The 19,132-nt window shown below is 55.8% G+C and carries 20 protein-coding genes; 8 read left to right on the plus strand and 12 right to left on the minus strand.

What is annotated here, in order from left to right; genetic code table 11:
• Positions 1-18 precede the first annotated feature (18 nt).
• From CKW14_RS22420 to CKW14_RS22450, 8 genes are all read right to left on the minus strand, one after another.
• Complete coding sequence (locus CKW14_RS22420; RefSeq protein ID WP_095048128.1) at positions 19-1,299, minus strand: MFS transporter; 1,281 nt, start codon at positions 1,297-1,299, stop codon at positions 19-21.
• Positions 1,296-3,683 (minus strand): lantibiotic dehydratase, encoded by a 2,388-nt coding sequence (locus CKW14_RS22425; RefSeq protein WP_256587275.1) that lies wholly within the window; start codon positions 3,681-3,683, stop codon positions 1,296-1,298. Before CKW14_RS22425 ends, CKW14_RS22420 begins: the two co-directional genes overlap by 4 nt.
• 57 nt (positions 3,684-3,740) lie before the next feature.
• A complete protein-coding gene (locus CKW14_RS22430; RefSeq protein WP_095126161.1) occupies positions 3,741-4,547 on the minus strand; it encodes a hypothetical protein in 807 nt (268 codons plus the stop codon).
• Positions 4,537-5,451, minus strand: a complete 915-nt coding sequence (locus CKW14_RS22435; RefSeq protein WP_095048131.1) for a DUF692 family multinuclear iron-containing protein — start codon at positions 5,449-5,451, stop codon at positions 4,537-4,539. Before CKW14_RS22435 ends, CKW14_RS22430 begins: the two co-directional genes overlap by 11 nt.
• A 66-nt stretch (positions 5,452-5,517) precedes the next feature.
• Complete coding sequence (locus tag CKW14_RS30015; protein WP_156685508.1) at positions 5,518-5,673, minus strand: TglA family RiPP precursor; 156 nt, start codon at positions 5,671-5,673, stop codon at positions 5,518-5,520.
• A 10-nt stretch (positions 5,674-5,683) separates the two neighbouring features.
• Entirely contained in the window at positions 5,684-6,829 is a 1,146-nt protein-coding gene (locus CKW14_RS22440; protein ID WP_176471325.1) for a M50 family metallopeptidase, read from the minus strand.
• Entirely contained in the window at positions 6,826-7,743 is a 918-nt protein-coding gene (locus CKW14_RS22445) for a bifunctional 2-polyprenyl-6-hydroxyphenol methylase/3-demethylubiquinol 3-O-methyltransferase UbiG (RefSeq protein WP_256579885.1), read from the minus strand. The genes CKW14_RS22440 and CKW14_RS22445 overlap by 4 nt, the downstream gene beginning before the upstream one ends.
• Before the next feature lie 13 nt (positions 7,744-7,756).
• A complete protein-coding gene (locus tag CKW14_RS22450; RefSeq protein ID WP_256587276.1) occupies positions 7,757-8,503 on the minus strand; it encodes a methyltransferase domain-containing protein in 747 nt (248 codons plus the stop codon).
• Between the two features lie 555 nt (positions 8,504-9,058).
• Between CKW14_RS22450 and CKW14_RS22455 the strand changes: the two genes are divergently transcribed.
• Complete coding sequence (locus tag CKW14_RS22455) at positions 9,059-9,766, plus strand: HNH endonuclease (RefSeq protein ID WP_371857761.1); 708 nt, start codon at positions 9,059-9,061, stop codon at positions 9,764-9,766.
• A 240-nt stretch (positions 9,767-10,006) separates the two neighbouring features.
• A complete protein-coding gene (locus CKW14_RS22460) occupies positions 10,007-10,996 on the plus strand; it encodes a hypothetical protein (RefSeq protein WP_095048133.1) in 990 nt (329 codons plus the stop codon).
• A gap of 3 nt (positions 10,997-10,999) precedes the next feature.
• On the opposite strand, the gene CKW14_RS22465 is transcribed toward CKW14_RS22460, so the two are convergent.
• From CKW14_RS22465 to CKW14_RS22475, 3 genes are all read right to left on the minus strand, one after another.
• Positions 11,000-12,148, minus strand: coding sequence for a hypothetical protein (locus CKW14_RS22465; RefSeq protein ID WP_095126162.1), 1,149 nt, complete (start codon positions 12,146-12,148; stop codon positions 11,000-11,002).
• Between the two features lie 85 nt (positions 12,149-12,233).
• Positions 12,234-12,953 (minus strand): hypothetical protein, encoded by a 720-nt coding sequence (locus CKW14_RS22470; protein WP_095048135.1) that lies wholly within the window; start codon positions 12,951-12,953, stop codon positions 12,234-12,236.
• Between the two features lie 76 nt (positions 12,954-13,029).
• The gene (locus tag CKW14_RS22475) at positions 13,030-13,845 is read right to left on the minus strand and encodes a sulfite exporter TauE/SafE family protein (protein WP_095048136.1); all 816 of its coding nucleotides are present in this window, start codon (positions 13,843-13,845) and stop codon (positions 13,030-13,032) included.
• A gap of 112 nt (positions 13,846-13,957) precedes the next feature.
• Here CKW14_RS22475 and CKW14_RS22480 point away from each other — a divergent pair, with 112 nt between their 5' ends.
• From CKW14_RS22480 to CKW14_RS22495, 4 genes are all read left to right on the plus strand, one after another.
• Entirely contained in the window at positions 13,958-14,725 is a 768-nt protein-coding gene (locus CKW14_RS22480) for a helix-turn-helix domain-containing protein (protein ID WP_095126163.1), read from the plus strand.
• Positions 14,726-14,818: 93 nt separating this feature from the next.
• Positions 14,819-15,136, plus strand: a complete 318-nt coding sequence (locus CKW14_RS22485; RefSeq protein WP_095126164.1) for a hypothetical protein — start codon at positions 14,819-14,821, stop codon at positions 15,134-15,136.
• A 42-nt stretch (positions 15,137-15,178) separates the two neighbouring features.
• The gene (locus CKW14_RS22490) at positions 15,179-15,547 is read left to right on the plus strand and encodes a type II toxin-antitoxin system RelE/ParE family toxin (RefSeq protein WP_095048139.1); all 369 of its coding nucleotides are present in this window, start codon (positions 15,179-15,181) and stop codon (positions 15,545-15,547) included.
• Positions 15,534-15,854: a helix-turn-helix domain-containing protein gene (locus tag CKW14_RS22495; RefSeq protein WP_095048140.1), complete on the plus strand. Its 321-nt coding sequence runs from the start codon at positions 15,534-15,536 to the stop codon at positions 15,852-15,854. The genes CKW14_RS22490 and CKW14_RS22495 overlap by 14 nt, the downstream gene beginning before the upstream one ends.
• A gap of 11 nt (positions 15,855-15,865) precedes the next feature.
• Here the strand turns inward: CKW14_RS22495 and CKW14_RS22500 are convergent, their stop codons facing one another.
• Positions 15,866-16,921: an MBL fold metallo-hydrolase gene (locus CKW14_RS22500; RefSeq protein WP_095048141.1), complete on the minus strand. Its 1,056-nt coding sequence runs from the start codon at positions 16,919-16,921 to the stop codon at positions 15,866-15,868.
• A gap of 216 nt (positions 16,922-17,137) precedes the next feature.
• On the opposite strand from CKW14_RS22500, the gene CKW14_RS22505 reads away from it, so the two are divergent.
• The gene (locus CKW14_RS22505; RefSeq protein ID WP_095048142.1) at positions 17,138-17,746 is read left to right on the plus strand and encodes a TetR/AcrR family transcriptional regulator; all 609 of its coding nucleotides are present in this window, start codon (positions 17,138-17,140) and stop codon (positions 17,744-17,746) included.
• Between the two features lie 156 nt (positions 17,747-17,902).
• Positions 17,903-18,970, plus strand: a complete 1,068-nt coding sequence (locus CKW14_RS22510; protein ID WP_095126206.1) for a diguanylate cyclase — start codon at positions 17,903-17,905, stop codon at positions 18,968-18,970.
• Positions 18,971-19,132: the final 162 nt, after the last annotated feature.

Here is a 19,132-nt window from a genome sequence, read left to right on the forward strand (position 1 = left end):
CGATCTGGCAGTCCTGGTTTACCGCGCCGTCGCTGTTTTCAGTTCCCACGGCTTAAAACTCAGCCACAGCAACACCCCCGGCACCTGCAACGCAATCATCACTCCCAGCGACCACTGATAAGCCTCTACCGGGTGCCCATGCCCTGTTGCCGGCCACAGGTTCAAAATTTCCCCCATCAACCATTGCAAGACGAACGCCAGCACGAACACCACCAGGTTGAACGACGAACTGACCCGCCCGGCCAGCTCAGGCGATACCGACTGAGCTACGATCGCGTAGTTCATGGTCGTCGAGGTGCCGAAGAAGCTGAAACCCATAGCAATCAGCAGCGGCGATACAGGCAGTCCGCTGATCATCAGCGATTGAAATACGATGAAAATCGAAACCCCGGCGCCGCATACCATGATCGGTTGAACGCCAAAGCGCCGCAGGTAATCTGTGATCGAGCCGAAGGCCAGCGAGCCTGCAACCATCGCCACGGTGCCCCAGAGCAGGGTATTGGCCATGCTGGATTCGCTCAACTGGGCGACATCGCGTAGCCACGGTCCCATCCACAGCGACAGCACCGACATATAGATCGCATGGGCAAATACCGAGTACAACGCCAGTCGCCAGAATACCCACGAGGAATACAGCGTCCCCACGGCCTTGGACATTTCGGCGAGAGTGGTGTGTTTGGGTTTGTAGGTGCGCGGCACGCTGAAATGAATGACCACGCAGACGAACAAAGTCAGTAGCGCCAGGATCAAGAATGCTTCACGCCATGAGATCCACTTGAGCAGTTCATGCAAGGGCGTGGTGGACGCCATGGCGCCCAGGCCGCCTACCGATAACAGGCATGCCGTACTCAACGGCAGGCGTTCGGCGGGCAACCAGATGGCGCACGCCTTGATCGCACTCATCAGAGAACCAGCGACACCCAGGCCGATCAGACCGCGACCAATGATCAGACCCAGTTCGGTATGGGAGAAACTGAAAATCAGAGAGCCCAACACGGCGAACAGCAGCATAGGTGCCTGCACGCTGCGCGGACCGTAGCGGTCGAGCATGACACCGAGCGGAATCTGCGCCGCAGCGAAGGTCAGAAAATACACGCCGGTCAGGAGACCCAGGCTGCTGGGGGGCAGGTTCAGTTCCCGTTCCAGGTCCACATAAATCAAGGCATTGACCGTGCGAAACAGGTACGACACAAAATGGCCGAGGCCAAACGGGATGAATATGGTCAAGAACAGGTACAAAAACGTGTGTTTGATTTCCTGGTCGGCCTTGGCGCACGAGCCTGTATTCTCATTACTCATGTCGAAGCCTCGCATGTGGAAAAGGTTGTGCGTATTTCACAGCAGAAACGCCCCCGCACCTCTTCAAGCCAAAGTTCATCGGGGCACGGTCGCATTTCAGAGAACTTTACGTGACCAGCATTCTTCAGCGCATTGGTGATGCCGTCGAAGGACAACGGATTATCGAAGTCGAGGAACAGCGGTTTGGGTTCGGTATCAATCTTGACGAAGGCATAACGGGGCAAACCGTTGACGGCGGCCCAGGCACGCCATTGCAGGGTGTGCTCAAGCTCGTCGACCGAGCCCTTCGGCTCTGGCAGGAGATCGCTGGTAAATAGCCAGGAAGCGCGCTTGTAGAGGGTGCGGCCCAACCAGATACGTCGGTGTTCGTGTTTGGCCACGGCGCTGCCAGCCAAGGCGAAGCCCAGCCGATGCATGGGGGTGGAATACACGCACAGCAAGTCTTCGCTGAACTGACCCAGGGCATCGACCACTTGCAGGCGACCGTTCACCCGCAGCACTTTTGCCCTGCCGGCGGCAAACTGTTGATGCGCCGCGACACAACCGCCGCCAGACGGCAGCACCAGTTGCAAATATGAGGGCTGCAAAGGCCAGTCGATGTGGGAGCGTTGATAGCTTTCGGGCGAGTCAGCCAATACCAGACGAGGGCGTTGGAATAACGCCTCTACCTGTTGGTTTATCTGAGTATTGAACGGTCCGAACGGCGCGGCGACGGGCTGGCTCAGAGTATGGACTGCCGGATGCACTTCACCCACGATGATTTGGTAGTCGCCGCGATTGAAGGCCTCGACCGACGCGCTGGAGAGCAGGATATCCGGAGAATGATAGTCGCTGCCGAACACCTCGAAGCCAGCAACATTCAGATCGTTATTGAGCAAAGTGATCAGGCGTTCGATGTCCGCCGCGCAAAGTTGTACCTCGGGATGGTCCGGGAAGTCCTGCAGCACTTGCGTCCAGGCTGTTTCCAGGCGCTGCTCGAGATCGAGGATGAGGCGCGCTTCAAGTGCAGGTAACAGAGGCGCGAGGGTGTTGAGCAGGTCGAGAAAATCAACTGGCTGATCGGGGCTGGCAGTCTGGCGCTGTTCCCAGACTTCAATGAAAGCCTCATTGAGTTGATGCGCGATGGCTTTGATCAGCCACTGATTGATGCGCATCAGCGGCGCCAGTTCTTCATTGACCTGGCTGAGCATGGCCTGGCCAAGGCTGATGTCTATGTTTCTCGAACAATCTTCGTACACCGGGTAACGTCCGACATACATGGCGCCGGTTTCTCGGCTGAGGTCGACCCCAGCCTCGCCAAGCAGCTGGTTCAAACCCTCCAGGCATTCGGTCCGGCGCATCAGGTCGCCGTGGGCATAATCCCGGCGCAAGCCTTCCAATGCTTCAAGGCGCGATTGCCAGGCCAGGCCGAAATCAGCGGACACTTGCGCGTCGACCAGGCAGCGCTGCAGCCGCGCGATGGGGCTTCGCTCGCGAGGCGATACTTGCCAGCCTCGGCGCACGATCCGTTTGCTCACCAAGTGCTCCAGCAGGTCGCGCAGAGTGCTGGGCGCGACTTCCGGACAGGCGCTCAACATACCTGCAAACGTGGGCTCTTGACCCTGTTGGTCGCTGATGTAGTGCAATACCCGAGCGGTTTGCGGGGTGAGGCGCTGGCTTTTGCCAATCGGCATGAACAGGATCTGCTCTTGCAGATAGCAACCGGTATTGAGCTGCAACGGCATTCGGTCGGTGTCTGGACATTGCCGGTTAATCTGTTCGACGAGCCGCTGCACCACCCAGTTCTCGAAGAATGTGTGGCGCTCCTTGATCCACGCCGTGTCACCTTGGGTCAGACGTACATTGTCAGTCTGGTTGGCATCGAACCGGCCCCAGGCCAAAGGTCCGAAAAAACTTGAGGTATCGTTCTTGGCGCAAAAACGTTGCGCGTAACTCCAGCCCAAACGCAGCTTCTGTTTTTTGCGGGTATCGTTTCTGCCGTGCCGATCCCGGACCAGCTCACGGATACGTGTCATCGCCGAGGGGTTAGATATGAATAAAGCCTCGGCGACTGCGTCGTCATCCAGGAAGTCGATCAACCCTTGGCGGGCACTTTCCAGATAGGCGTCATATTCCTCGGCTGCCTCTTCACGTGCCGCCGTCCGCTCCAATAAGCCGTTCCATTGCTGCAAAGACTCGGCCAGTGGTTCGCGCAGTACTTCCGGCAGATCAGAGAGTTGCAGGACCTGGTGCTCGTTGAGTTTGCGGATGAGCTTGCGGCAGGCCTGCGGTGAGTGCGCGTTGGCTTTCTCAAGCAACGTTGCCTTCAACGCCTGCAGTGAGCGAAAGTCTTGTTCAAAGACGCGGCACGATGGCAGGTCGGCGAACCGGCCCAGATCGGTCAAGTGATGAATGGGAAATCCGGTCGAGCGCAGCCAGAAGTATTGTGAGCTTTCCATGTTCTAGACCGGCATCCTGATTGCGTTGAGTTGCTGCAGTTTACCGAGCAATGACAGGTCTTCACTGCTGAGTTGCGCGGTGGGGGAGGAACTCAGTATCTGCATCAAAGTGGCGAGTGACTGCGGTTGCTCCAGGCATCTATAGAGATGCGCCGCGCGCGGGCTTATGAGCGTAAATTTATGGCGGGCCTCAGGGTCAGGTAAATACACCAGGATGTGTTGGCTGGTTTCCTCCGGGCTGCTACGCCCCAACAGGCTTTTGTCGCGCAACCACTGCGACAGCGCATAGCTACTCTGGTAAATGCGTGCACCGTCGGTGCGCTGATAATGGCCCGGCACCACGGCGCTGGTTTCCACAAGTCCGGTGTAGAGGCGCACACATTCGCGCTCAAGCCCCATCAGGTCAAGGATCTGCGGGTAATCAGCGAGTTCCTGGCGCTCGAGCAGAAACCCCAGCGCCGCATCGCAATAGCCATAAACTCTTGGCCCATAATCGAGCCAATTTTGTTGCCGCAGAAATGCCTTGGACAGTTCAGGCAGATCCAGCCCGATGTTGAGCAACGCGCGCAACGTCAACGGGGCACCGGTTTCCAGCGCGTTGATAAACGAATTGACCAAGCGGAACTGATAGTTCTCGACGAACCATTTCACTCTCTCAAACTGACTGGCATACACCTGCAAAATCGCCCGCTCGTCATCGGGATAATGCTCCAGCCATTGAGTCGCCCCCTGGGCTTCGTACAACTGCTGCTGCAGTGTTTCATCGCGTAGCAGGCGTCGCCACAGCTTCCAGACCTGCTCAGCATCCATGCATCAGCTCCTTAACCGGTTTGGTGTAGTGATTCCAGATTTTCTGTGCGCGGCGCACATCGGTGACGATCATGTGTTCGTCGTTGGCGTCCATCACCCGTGTCAGCGCATGGTGGGCCTGCCCCTGGTATTCCAGGATGATCGCCGAAGGCTGGGTACGAGACATAAGCTCCTCGTATAGATCCCAGACAGGTTCAGGCACACACGAGTCATGCCAGTCGTGGTAAAGCCCTTCGTGCCAACTGCCACCCGCCAGATGCACCGAGATCACCTTGTCCAATGGCAAGGTGTCGAGGTAGTCGCGCAAGTCGAAATTTTTCAGGTTCAAGTGATTGGTGTAGATGTTGTGCAAGTCCAGGTGCAAAAAGGTGCCGGACTGCTGTACGAGCCGGGCCAGGAACTCAGCTTCACGCATTTCCGCGCCCGGGCATTGCAGGTAATAAGCAGCGTTTTCATGGGCCAGCGGCATCCCGTAATGGGCCTGCAACATCTTTGCGCGTTCGGCACAACGGAGCACCTCGGCATTGGAAAACTGCAGCGGGCTGCTCCAGATGTCCAGCCAGGAGTTGTCGCCATAGAAACAATGGTTGGCGACCCATGGGCTGTTCAGCATTTTGGCCAGGGGCACATGGCGTTGCACCGCGGCGGTTTCTTCGAGAGGGCTGAAACCGAAATCGCAACCGTAATTGGAATGCGCCAGCAAGGTGAACTTCTCAGCCAGCCGATTGATCATCTCCTTGGCTGCGGGCCTGATAATCTGCGGGCCGTCCATGGGGGCCATGATGTTGTCGAGAAGGATTTCCAGCACATCGACTTCGATGTCCTCAAACGGAAACCAGTCGAGAATCTCGGGGTTGTACTGGATACCCACACCAATCGGTTCGGGCTTAACGAAGTGAGCCATGTGGTTGCCCAGTCAGAGGAAGGGGACGGCTCCCTCGACGTAACGCCGAGGAAGCGTTTGAAACGATCAGGCGAAAACTTTGCTTTCGATGATTTCGATATCGTCGAGATCAAACTCTTCGAACGCCGTTTCGTTGAGGGCTTGCGGTGCGACGTTGGTGGTGGATTCGGTGGTGAGTTCATCCGCGTTGGCGATAGCCGGGGTCACAGTAGATTGAGTCATGTCACTGTCCTTATGGGTGGTTGAAAAGGCGAATCAAGGTGGCTGCGGTGAAGCACCAGGCTATTACCCAGCCCAGGCAGGTCAACAGAAATGTACCCCAGTAGAGTCTGCGCAATGCAGGGGAAACCGTTTCCAGCGGCGCAGTACGCCAATGGCGCTTTACATGGTTGAAAGCACGCTGACGCAGGCGTGGCTGGCCGAGCACTTCGGTAATGGCCAGGTACGTGTCGCCATTGAAGATGGGCAGCAGCGTCGGTATCAGGGAAATGAACGAAGCCACGATCATCACGACAAAAAGAGCCGGTAAAACACCTTCGGTGTCACGAAACATTGCCCACAGGGCTATGCCCACGCCGGCATACAGAAGGCTAACCAAGGGTCCTGCCAGAATGGTGATCACCCGCTGGTTCAGTGGCAGCTGCGACCATTGCGTCTGCACCGGACGTACCCAGCCGGTGGCGAGCAACACGTAGATGCCGATTCCGAAATCGTTAACCTTGACCCCATAATGACGACAGGCCATCGCATGCCCCAGTTCATGAAGGGCGATGGACGTCAAAATGACCGGGAAGTGCCAGAGCAACCAGTGGTAACTGTGGATATACGTCTCGCCGACATCGGCCAGGAACGTGCCGAAGTGCATACCCAGATACACGAAGCTCGCCAGGGCCAATGCCAGCAGCGGCAAAATGAATATCGCGCGACAGCACCAGGGCGCCCACCGGTAAATATGATCGAGCAAAGGCTGCGGATCGGTTTTCACCAAATTAATCAGCAGATATTCTTTTAGCGGGCCGTAGGTGATACCCGTGGCGGGATCACGCAGATCCTTTTTATGAGCGGTTCGCTCGCTGCTCAGCAACTTCAGATTGAGTAGCTTGCGCTCGAACTGCGCGAGCTTCTCAGGGCTGACCTTTATTCGATGCTGCGCAAGGGCAGCGTCGGCAATGTCTTGCCGGCTTCGCTGGCCATCGAAGAGCAAAGCGAGTGAGTACTCGGCCTTGCCCAGTTCAAAGCCAATATCATTACGAGGGTCGTAGAGGTTGTAGCGCCCCGTCACCGAATCGGCAGGCGGCGAGGTCACGACCAGGTCATCCCTGAAGCAGGGATGGGCTTGGATGCTCGACTTTTCGAGAACGCAGGCCGAGGCACTCATGCGCGAGCTCGCAACGCGTGCAGGCTGGGCATGTAAGACTCCTGAAGTGCCTTGCGACCCTGGGCCTTAATGCTTTCGAGGCGTTCGGTGGCAGGCTGGGCACAGGCGCGGCCCAGCACGAACACCGCTCCCGGCCTGGTCGGCCCGCACACCGGTTCGTGGGTGGTCTGGATCGGTTCCCAACCATGCAGGCACATCAAGTACTCGATGCTACTGGCACTCAAGTAACGGCGATGGTTATGCGTCAGAAACCCTTGCTCGATGCCATAACCCAGCGCGCGCCCCTCAATCAACAACAATCCGTCCTCGGCACTGGCCTTCCGGCAAAGTTGCATGACCTGGTTGACATCATGAACATGTTCCAGCGAACCATTGATGATGATCAGGTTGTAATCACCACTAGGGCTCATATGCTCGGCGCCCACCAGATCGATATCCAGGCCGATTTTTTTGCCGTATTCCACATAGGCGCGGTCGGGGTCGTTGCCTCTGACAGTCCATCCCCGTTTAGCGAAGGGAATCATCAAGCCGCCGGCGGAACAACCGACGTCAAGCAGTTTGCCTTTGGCGGGCAGCACATCGTGCAAGTACCGACACAGGTGTTCGCCACGGCGGACCTGGTCTAGAAAGAAGGCGCGCTCCGGCTCCGTATTGCCAAACAGGGTCAGGCGGTAGAATTTGTCGTAGTAGGCGTTGTAAAAGGCTTCATCGAAGCGGTACTGCTGGAAAATATGCCCGCAATCCTGGCAGCCGAGTACAGGCAATGCCACGACCTGATCACCAGGACCTTGGACACTTTCCAGTAAAACCCAATGTGCTTTGGAACTGCACAATTCACAGTTCATTTTCTGCGCGCAAAACTTTCCAGGCATTTGCAAAACTTGCAAATACTGTTGCTCTATAGTTGTACTCACGATGACATCCCGGTCACTTGATGCAGAAGAAACCTTCAAAGCATATGTACTTGAATATACTGGTTATATCCTTAAAGCCGGCGCGAGATAACATATCCATATTGCCAGCCGTGGAAAAAGGTTCAAGTACGCCTTTCAAACTTCTTGTCTTCGCCAGGATTTCATCGGCGTTATAACCCTGGTCGCGTTTATAATCTACATACAGGCTACTGAGGATGTCTTGAAAGCGCGCATCCGGGCCGCGTACTTTTTCAAACATGATAAAAGCACCGCCCCAGTTCAACGATTCGTAGATACGATCAAACAAGGCTTGGCGAATACGCGGGTGCACGAACTGAATAGTGTAGTACGCAACTATCAGATCGCTTTTTTCATAAGGAAAGGTCAGGATGTCATCGGTAACGAAGCTGACATTGTGCTGCGGCGATGCGCTCAGAAGCTCATTTGCCTTGCGGGTCATGGCGTCTTCCACATCAATGCCCACCCACTTTGCCGAGGCGCAATGACGCTGTGCGAGTTGTCGGGTAAGGGTGCCGGTAGAACTACCCAGTTCGTAACAGGTGCTGTCGCTCTTTACAAAAAAGTCACTGAGCGACAGCACGATATCGTGCCCGTCCTTATATTTAGGTACGGATTTCGATACATGGGAGTCAAAGTGTTGCGGGGTCGTGCCTCCGAAACTCCATGAGGCATTACTGGACTCTACGCCGTCACCGACGGTTTCGTAGAGAGTGGCAGGCGAAGTCATTAGGGAAGACATGTATGTCACATCCTTGTCCGATAACATGGGAGCACTTTAGTGCAACGAGATTCCTTTCTGCTCGACCAGAGAATATCCAGTCTTAATTAATGTGTCATCATTTTTCTGTGGAAAATAATTATTTCATGCGCACCAAACAGGTGCATGAAAACTGACCCAGGAATGTTTGAAGTGCACGCCGTTTTTTGATGCATCACTGCTTAAGGTTCAAAAAATGCTGAGTCAGTCGAAAAGCAGAACTTTCCTGCTCTGAACCGATGGATCCCTCTAAGGAAGGTCAGAAACGCCCGCTATTCTCGAACGCCAGACTTCGACCAGCAGCAGGTATTTAGCGGTCTATTACTGCTCACGTCGATTGAGGTTCTAGGTCAAGACGACATTGGCAATCGAGATGTCAGTCTGCGCGCACTCAATACCATCACCGACGTGGGTTGGGTGCTGCTAGCGGGATCACTTGCAAGACCTGTCGCTCATTTCTGTAGGAAATTTCCTAGACAGCCGTGATGGCCACTCAGTATCGTCCGAGGATTTACAGCCCTCGGCGATTGTATGGTTATGGAAAAAAGTAACAGCGACTGGAGTGACGTAGAGATTCAGGCGGCGGTCGATGCCTATCTCGGGATGTGGTCGTGTGAACAGAAAGAACTGACATACAACAAGGCACACGAGAATCGTGTACTTCGCGAGGGCGTATTGGCCAACCGAACCAAGAGCTCTATCGAGTTTCGGATGCAGAACATTTCTTCCGTCATGGTCGAGCTGGGCCGTGAACCTATCAAGGGTTACAAACCTGCCAAGAATGTTGGCGCTAATGTTGCGCGTAGCATTCGCACAGCGCTCGATGCTTCTAGCGTTGTTACTCCTGAGGACTCTGATCCCACGGCGGACGAAGCAAAGCTAGAACAGCGGGCGGGCAAATTTGAGCGGCAACCATTCCTATACGTCCCAAAAGGGATAAAGAATCCTGTTTGGACCGAATCCACCAGAAAGGTTTACTTTCGCGATCCCGAGTTGAGGGGCTGGGTTCGTCAGCAGGCCAATGGAAAGTGCGAAGGCTGTGGCGAACCAGCTCCATTTAAGAAGGATGGGAAGCCGTTTCTGGAAGTGCATCACGTTAAGCATATGTCGCAAGAGGGTTCGGACCGTCCTTCGAACGTTGTGGCGTTGTGTCCCAACTGTCATCAACGTTGCCACCATTCGGACGACAGTGCGCAATTCACTGCTTGGCTTTACGACAAAGTTGGAAGACTAGAAGAGGAATAATGCGGTTTATCTGGATAACCGCATTCGCTGGTTGTAGGGCCGCTTCGCTGCCTATCGGGGATAAATCCCCTCCCCCCTATCGCTGCTGCGTAGACACCTGTCTTCAGGACTGAGTTGATGCCACCAATCGCCAGCACGCTGCCTCCCACAAATTCCGCATCATCCTGAAAACAATCAGTGCAACCCGCGCCGCCTCCCGCTATTAATACCTCTCCCCCACTCAAGGATCCGAGCCCCACCATGAAATTCGATCTCGCCTACTGCCTCAGCCTCGACGACAAGTTGTCGATCTATGACGTTCGCGATCTTAATTTCGATGAGACGGTGGCGTTTGACTCCGCGAAGGAGCACTTCCAGTGCCCCAACGATGCGTGTCGTTCGGCGTTCGAGGCTTCCAACGAGTTGGGCACGTTCAACGCCAAGAATGTGAATTACGTGCGCACGCCGCACTTCAAGAATCTGCCCACTACCCAGCATGTAGCGGGTTGTCCGTATGTGAGTTTGAAGGTTTCAGCGTCTGGCGTTGAAACGGCGGATGGCGAGGTGGATGACGGGCGTGAGGAACACTTCCCATCAGAGTTGCTGCTCACCCGGCGTGAGTATGTGCGCAAGCCTGTCGCGCCAGCGGGGGCGGCGGATGTGTTGCGCAATGATCCGGTGCGGGGGGTGGCGGACACTGGTAAAGAGTCGGCGAGTCGTGAGTCGGCACCGGACAAGACCAGTGTGTTTGCGCACCCGGTGGAGTGCTTTGTTTCGAACTTCGCGGACAAGGAGTTGCTTAAGCGCATGCCGTTGAAGGTCGGCGAGCATACGGCGCCGTACAGTTCGTTCTTCAAGAAGATTGAGTATCTGACGGACAACAAGGGGCTGATTTACTGGGGGCGAATCAAGAAGATTGAGGACTTCCACAGTGGTGCCAGTTTCCGGATCGATTTCGAGGACAAGGTCTGGTTCAAGAAGCCCGAGGACAGTAAGAAGAAGCCGTACCCGGTCAGTGTTTATCTGAACAAGAAGCTGATCGACAACTACCGCAAGCGCAAGGCGTTTCTGGAGGAGATCAAGCACGCGGCGGATAGCGACAAGGCGTTGTTCTGTTTCTTCTATGGGGTGACGCCGGAGTTGAAGCAGGTGCCCGGCAAGAAGAACCCCGAAAAGCCTTTCGAGGTCTTCAATGCCAATATCGAGAACCTGGATCACTTCATTATTCGTGAAGCGCCGGGGCTGGAGTGACGGTTAGCCTTGGGGCAGTTGCAGTTTGACGGCGCCGGGGTGTTGTTTGACGACGGAGTACGGCAGGATCGACCACTCTGGTTCATCGCAACCACGTTGTACGCGCGGGAAGTACGGTCCCAGGTAAATGCCCTTGGCAGTGAAGTGCCAATTCAAAACACTCCAGACATTTTCATCGGTGTAATCACAGCTGTCCTCATCACCGTCGGCTGGCTTCTTCATTTCGCTGGGATACAGCGTTGTGAATTGTTTGATCAGCCACGGCGCCAACACATCGCTCTGATTGCTGGCGCTTACTCCAGTCGAAGTCTTCTCGCGCTCGCCAACCCACAACACGTCTTGCAGCTTCATGTCTTGGCCAGTGTGAACATTGAGGTTGACGGGGGAGTTACTGACATCGGGGTGCGCGCCACCACAGTCATACCCGGTATTGATGTTCAGACTGACCACGTCCGGCGACAGGAACGTGGGCGCGACACTCTGATACTGCTCGGCATTTTCGCCACCCTGCAGCATGCAGGCGTGGTAGCTAATGACCTCTCGCCAAAGTCGCTCAAGCAATAGCTGATTGATGCGTAGTTGATCTTGCGCCGGGTAGCCGGACGCGACGCTGAACAACGAAATTTTCGATTCCGGTTCGACCCACCACTGCAGGTTATAACCCATGAAGCTTTCTGTTTTCGCGGGCTTGAGCTTGAGTCCCTGTAAACGCAGATACTCGTAGGGTTCGCTCTTCGGCAGTGTGGCAATGAAAGGCAAAGTCGCTGATGTCGGCGCTGGAAGTTTGGCTTCGGCCAAGTTCACCGACAACTTCTTGCCCTTCGGACTTTGCCACTCGCCCTGCCAGCCGTCGCCGTTCTCTTCCAGCTTCAACGTTGGCAGAGGCTTTTCATCACCGTAACGATTGTTGCCCTCGGTCAGGGTCAGTGTGCTGTCCTGCAACGCGCCGCTTAGGGGCAGATCGCGATGGTACTTCTCATAGAAGTAGCGGCCAGTCACTTCGTCCGGCTGTGTGGTATTCAGCTCCACGACAATCGGTGTCTTACCCAGCGTACCGGTAAATACGCGCCGGCCATCTTCGGCATGGGCAGTGGAAATCAGTGTGAACAGCGCCGCGGCATATGGCGCCAGGCGCATCAGTCCCTTGAGCATGAATCAATCCTTGAAGGAGTCGGAGGTCGCGTCGGCACATAGGCGCCGACGCTAAAAATACGCTGCGGATTATGGCGGGGGCCGCTTAACTATTCGAGTTTTCTTGCTCGTACTTTTTAAGCCAGGCTTCGTGCTCCAGCGCCGCAATTTCCCGAGCCATTTGTTGGCGACGTTCCTTGGCAGCATGAAGCTGGACGTCATCAAGAAAGCAGTAATGACGCAGCCAGTGAAGCGCCATTTCCTCATCCGGAAAGTAGTAAGACTTGGCGCCCTTGCTGTTCCTCGGCGTGTCATTCATTTGCTCGTCAAATACCATCGCGGTGATTTCATCCGGTGGCAAAGACCCCGTATGGGCGACCTTGTCCTGGAAAATCCATGCAATCTCATCAATGTGTTTTTGCGCGCTGCGATGACTACGTCGATAGAACCGTTGATGCTCACAAGTCTGTTTCAGCCGCGCCAACATCAACTCAGGGTTTAACCACTGCCCGAGGTCGTGATGATGGGCGTTGATCACTATCCCCTTGACCCAACGATCCACAAATCGATCAACAAAGTCTTCTGTGTCAGCCTTTTTCGCATCAGCGAAAATCAGGCAATAGCGGGTCTGGACGTGAATGACCAGCAACACATGCTTGCGTTGTACCGTTATCGCGTGCACCAGCCACTGCTCATCAGCGCCGCTCGACTCATCATCTTCAATGATTGAGGACGGCGGATTAGTGTCCACCGGCGTAATCTTTTTGCCTTTGTGAACACGGCTGAAAAACTTACTGGCGGCTTCGGTGCAATTGAAGATCAACATCCTGGTTCTCTGGTCGTTGCTGAGGACAGCGTTCAGTTACCGATTTTGGTTTCTTCCGCTGTAACCTGGCAATGGTTCATTTAAGCGAAATGCACAGCAGCACAATAATCAGCAAACCAATATAGACCCAGGCATGCACCCGATCCGGGATCCGCCCAATCCATGGCGCGGCCAATCGAATCCCGATGAGCGAGCCAACCGTCAGCACCGCAAACGCGAGCAAATCCACATACCCGACAAACCACGCGCCCAGGTCAGCCTGACTGAACCCGGCCAACGCCATGTACGTCAGCGTCCCCGCCAATGCCACCGGCACACTCAACGGATTGGCCATGGACGTCGCTTGCGACATGCTCAGCCCGCAACGGCGCAATAGCGGCACGGTCATGACGCTGCCTCCTACACCGAGAAACGTCGCGATGACGCCGATGCCTACACCGCCTGCGGAAGTTTCCATAGCGCCAAGTCGGCGTGGGATGACGTCTGCGTTTTGCGTGAGGAATCCGCGTCGTAACAGGCAATCGACGATGGTCACGCCGAGGTAGGCGATGAACGCGTAGCGAATCACGTCGCCGCTGACCCACACCGCCGCTATCGCGCCAACGACCGCACCCATCCCGATAAACCCACCCAGCGGCCACAGGTAATGGCGGATGAGATTACCGGCCCGGCGGTGTTTGTCGGTGGCGATCAGGGCGTTGACGATCATCACGCAGGTCGAGGTGGCGACGGCGATGTGCATCGCCGATTGGCCGATCGGGTCGTCGGCGCCGTGGCTGGCGGTGAGCAGGCGATACAGCAGCGGCACCACGACGAAGCCGCCGCCGAAGCCGAACAGGACGGCGGTGATGCCGGTCAGGCAGCCGAAGAGGGTCAGCAGTAAATAGAACATGACGAGGTTTCCATGAAAGGAGAGCGATCGACGATAGAACGGCATCGCTTGGCCTGCTTCAGCAAGTCAGCCAATAATGTTTGCGTTTACGCCAACCACCGGAAAACGCCTGATGCGCAATGTTTCGATCAATCTGCTGGATGACACGCCGCGCGTGGTGGTGGCGATCGGTACGGATTATTCCCACGGTCACTTGCTGCCTTTTCACACGCATCGTCGGGCGCAATTGTTGTACGGCGCGACCGGGGTTATGCAGGTCAGCACCCATGACGGCAACTGGGTGGTGCCGCCGCAGCGGGCGGTATGGATTCCGCCGGGGGTGGCGCACGAGGTGTTGATGCTTGGGGTCAGCACGCGCAGCTTGTACATCGAACCGGGTGCAGTGGATTTGGGGGAGCGCTGTCAGGTGATCAGTGTGTCGCCGTTGATGCGGCATTTGCTGATGGAGGCGGTGGAGTTACCGCTGACCTATGACTTGGGCGGACGCGACGGCGTGTTGATTGATCTGTTGCTGCATGAATTGACGCGCAGTGCGCCGCTGCCGTTGCACATTCCGCTGCCGACTGACGGAAAACTCCTGTCTATTTGTCAGAACTTTCTGCATCAGCCGTACGCCCACCAATCACCACAGGTATGGGCTGACCAGTTACACATAAGCTTGCGCACCTTCAACAGACTGTTTCGTCAACAAACCGGGCTGAGCTTCAGACAATGGCGGCAGCAGGCCTGCGTGGTCCTGGCGCTGGCACGTTTGGCCTCGGGTGAAGCGGTGACGCGCATCGCGCTGGACTTCGGTTATGAGAGCCCGGCGGCGTTCTCGACGATGTTCCGGCGGATCCTCGGACAGGCACCGTCCGTCTGGTTGGAGGCGGCGAATTAGGGCAAATCAAAAAATGCGTTTGATCCCGGCCGAAAACAACTGTACAAAAACACAGTACATTTTCAATCAGCACTCTTGAGCCCGGAGCACACCATGGCCTCTCTTGCGATGAACCACATCCTCGAACGCATTGCCCTTTTCCAGTTCACCCCGACGCACTGCGTCCAGGCCCGAGCGATGCTGGGCTGGAGCGTGGAACAGCTCTCGCGGGAGGCTGAGATTTCGGTTGAAGACATTCAACGCTTTGAAGCGCAGCAGGATGTAGCGGATGCGGCGCGACTGGCGCTGGCTTACCGGTTCGAGGCGCAGGGGTTGGTGTTCTTTCCGGGGTTTGCGCCGGGGCGTAGTGCGAGTGTTCAGCGTGCGCCGTTGGAATCGGTGGGGCGTGGGGATTTTGCGATGGCTGATTGAGAGAACGAGTTGATCTTTATCCCTAAATAGGTATATTTTCGCATGAGTGCAAGGAAGCCGCTCTTGTGGGTCTGCAGTAGCAAGAAAGATCTCAAGCAGATGCCCACAGACGTACAGGATGTTTTTGGTTATGCACTGGATTTGGCCCAGATTGGTTTGAAGCATCCGGATGCAAAACCCCTGAAAGGGTTTGGAGGCGCAGGTGTACTGGAGCTGATCGAAAACTTCGACACCAACACCTACCGTGCCATCTATACGGTTCGTTTCGGCAGTGCCATTTATGTATTGCACTGCTTTCAAAAGAAGTCGACTACCGGAATCAAAACGGCTCAGTCCGATGTTGATCTGATACGAAACCGCCTTCGAGCCGCTCAGGATCACGCGAAAGGATCAGAAAATGATAGAAATTGAAAAGGGTAGCGGGAACGTCTACCAAGACCTCGAACTGCCCAATGCCAGTGAAATGCAGGTTAAGTCGCAGCTCGCGGCGAAGATCGGCGAGATCATCAAGGCTCGCCATCTCACTCAGATTCAGGCGTCTGAAATCCTTGGATTATCCCAGCCAAAACTTTCCGAAATGCTGCGGGGTAAATTTCGAGGGATCAGTGAAGCCAAAATGATGGAATGTCTTTCGCATCTTGGGCGAGACGTGCAGATCGTAGTGAAATCGGCCCCCCGATCACGGAAAGAAGGCCGAATTGAAGTGGTGTTTGCTTAACCTGAAACTCATTAAGCGCTCTGTACAACTCCCTCACTCTCCCCTTCAACCACCAACCACCACGCCTCCCCGCGTTGCGGTTGAGCGATATTAAACGCCTCCCCCATCTGCGGCGTGGTAATCGAAACACTGCGTTCCCACGCCAGTGCCAGAATCCGGTCGAACGGTTCGTGCCAGGCGTGCATCGCCAGGTCGAAGGTGCCGTTGTGGATCGGGAAGAGCCAGCGGCCCTTGAGGTCGATGTGCGCTTGCAGGGTTTCTTCGGGCTGCATGTGCACGTGCGGCCATTCGACGTTGTAGGCGCCGGTTTCCATCAGGGTCAGGTCGAAGGGGCCGTACTGTTCGCCGATGCGTTTGAAGCCATCGAAGTAGCCGCTGTCGCCGCTGAAGAAGATCCGCGTGTCGCCGTCGATCATCACCCAGGACGCCCACAGGGAGCTGTTGCCATCGAACAGGCCACGGCCGGAAAAATGCTGCGACGGTGTAGCAACGAAACGGATGCCGGCAATCTCGGCGCCCTGCCACCAATCGTACTGGCGGACTTTGCTGGCTTCGATGCCCCATTTGATCAGCGTGTCGCCGACGCCCAGTGGCGTCAGGAACAGGTTGGTCTTGGCAGCCAGTCTGAGCACGGCCTGGTAATCGAGGTGGTCGTAGTGGTTATGCGACAGAATAACCGCTTCGATCGGCGGCAATTGGTCGATGCTGATCGGCGGCTGGTGGAAGCGTTTCGGCCCGGCCCACTGCACTGGTGATGCACGCTCGGCGAAGACCGGGTCGGTGATGAAGAATTTGTCGCGCAGTTTCAGCAACAAGGTCGAGTGACCGAGGCGATAGACGCTGTGATTGGGCGCTGCCAGCAGCTCTTCCCGAGTCAATGCTTGCACCGGGATCGGCGCAGCGGGCCGGGTGTTGCGCGGTTTGTGGAAAATCATGTTCCACATGATCCGCAGCATTTTGCGCAGGCCTTCGCGTTGCACCGGCGCATGGTTACGAAACAGGCCTTGAGCCTGTCGAGAGGCTTCAGGCGTGGATGTTTTATCCGGGATAGAAACAGGATTGGCCATGACTGAATGACTCCAGAAAAACCGCGCAATTCGCGGTTTCTCCACGGTTGGGACGATAAATGGCCAAGCTGCACGCATAGGCCGAACTGTCTGCTTTTTAGGTTGCGAGGATTAACGCAACATTACACTGCTCGGTGTAGTTTCTAGGTTGCATCAAAGCGGATGACAAGTAAACTGCCAAGTGTAATTTCATCTTTTCTTTGCCGAAGCGTACTTATGACAGCTCCACAGCGCCTCACCGACCGTAAACGCGAAGCCATTATTCAAGCGGCGATTGCCGAATTCCGTGCCAACGGTTTTGAGATCACCAGCATGGACAAGATTGCCGCCACGGCCGGTGTGTCGAAGCGTACGGTGTATAACCACTTCCCCAGCAAAGAAGAGCTGTTCGCCGAAATTCTCAACCAGTTGTGGGCACGAATCAGCGCAGAGCAATCCGTCGTCTATAACCGCGATCAGCCCTTGCGCGAGCAATTACGGCAGATGCTCCAGGCCAAAATGCAGTTGATGGCTGACGAGAATTTCCTGACCCTGGCCCGTGTGGCAATTGCCGCCACCATTCACTCGCCGGAGCGCGCGCAGAACATGGTCGAGCGCATGGGCAAGCGCGAGGAAGGTCTGACCGTGTGGATTCGCGCCGCGCAGGCTGACGGCCGACTGAAACCGGTCGATCCGGAATTCGCCGCACAGCAAGTACAAGGCTTGCTCAAGACCTTTGCTTTCTGGCCGCAGATGTCGATGGGCCGTGCCGCCCTCGATGTCGATATGCAGAACAGCGTCGCCGAATCGGCGCTGCAGATGTTTCTGGCCCACTATCAGCTCTAAATCGCCCCTCTCCTGCGCGAACCATCGACTAAATGGCTCGGAAGGACACTGATTATTCCCGTTGGAATAAATGACAATGTCCGACAATCGACCGACGAACGGTTAGCCTGAGAAAATACTGCAAAGTATTTCAGGATGAATTTCGCGCAGGGCATCATGGAAAACCAACGCGGCAAAGGCTTGTCATTCGCCAGACGTATTTATCTGCCCAGAGCCATTGGCTTGGGCGTGGGATTCTTCAGCGTCGCTGCGGCGTTGTATCCGCTGACCATGCCCGACTGGCTGTGGGCGCTGTTGTTGTTTAACGGTTTCGCCTGGCCGCACTTGGCTTACCAGATCTCCACGCGCTCGGCATTCCCGTATCAGGCTGAACGCCGCAATTTGTTATACGACTCGATGTTCGGCGGTTTCTGGGCGGCGTGCTTTCAGTTCAACCCGCTGACCACCGTGACCATCCTGTCGATGATGACCATGAACAACGTCGCCGCCGGCGGCCAACGTCTGTTCGCGTTCGGCGCCCTCGCGCAACTCGCCGGTGTACTGCTGGGCTGGGCGATTTTCGGTGTTAAATTCAGCCTGACGATGACCCAAATGCAAGTCTGGGCCTGCCTGCCGATGCTCACCCTGTATCCGCTCGCGCTGGGCATGGTGTGTTATCACCTGGCGATCAAACTCTCCCAACACAAGCGCGCACTGAGTGCCCTGAGCCGCACCGACAGCCTCACCGGCCTGCTCAATCACGGGGCCTGGAAAGACCTGCTGCACCTGAAATTTCAGCAGTGCCGCCAACACAACACCCAAGCCACGCTGGCGTTGATCGACATCGACCATTTCAAGGAGATCAACGACAGCTTCGGGCACATCGTCGGCGATGAAGTGCTTCAGCAATTGAGTCAGGAGCTCAAACGCCTGCTGGACCAGTACGAATTGGCCGGGCGCTACGGCGGTGACGAGTTCTGCGTGATCCTGCCGACACTGCCCCTGCACAAGGCCGAAGCCCTGATGGAGCAATTGCGCGAGGCATTGCAGCAGTATCGTCATCCGCAGGTGCCAGAGTTGCGAGTGGGCCTGAGTATCGGTTTGGCGCGCTATCAATCCTTGTACAAGGATGCACTGGACTGGCTGGACGATGCCGACAAAGCGCTCTACATCGCTAAACACACGGGCCGCAACACCATCAGTGTGGCCTTGACCAGGACCGCGACTGACAACGCCGACGCCTAAAAAGTTATACAAAATTACAAATAATTACTCTCTTGTACAAGTTTATGAAGTTTTGTATAAGTAGCCATCTGCCAGCTAAGGAATACTGGCATTGAGCAGTCATTGCCGAATGCCGTCCGCGCATTCGGTCTGCCGGCGCGGAAATAGGGACTGAATCCTCGA

It is taken from the genome of Pseudomonas sp. Irchel s3a12 (assembly GCF_900187485.1).
Classification (GTDB): Bacteria; Pseudomonadota; Gammaproteobacteria; order Pseudomonadales; family Pseudomonadaceae; genus Aquipseudomonas; species Aquipseudomonas neuropathica.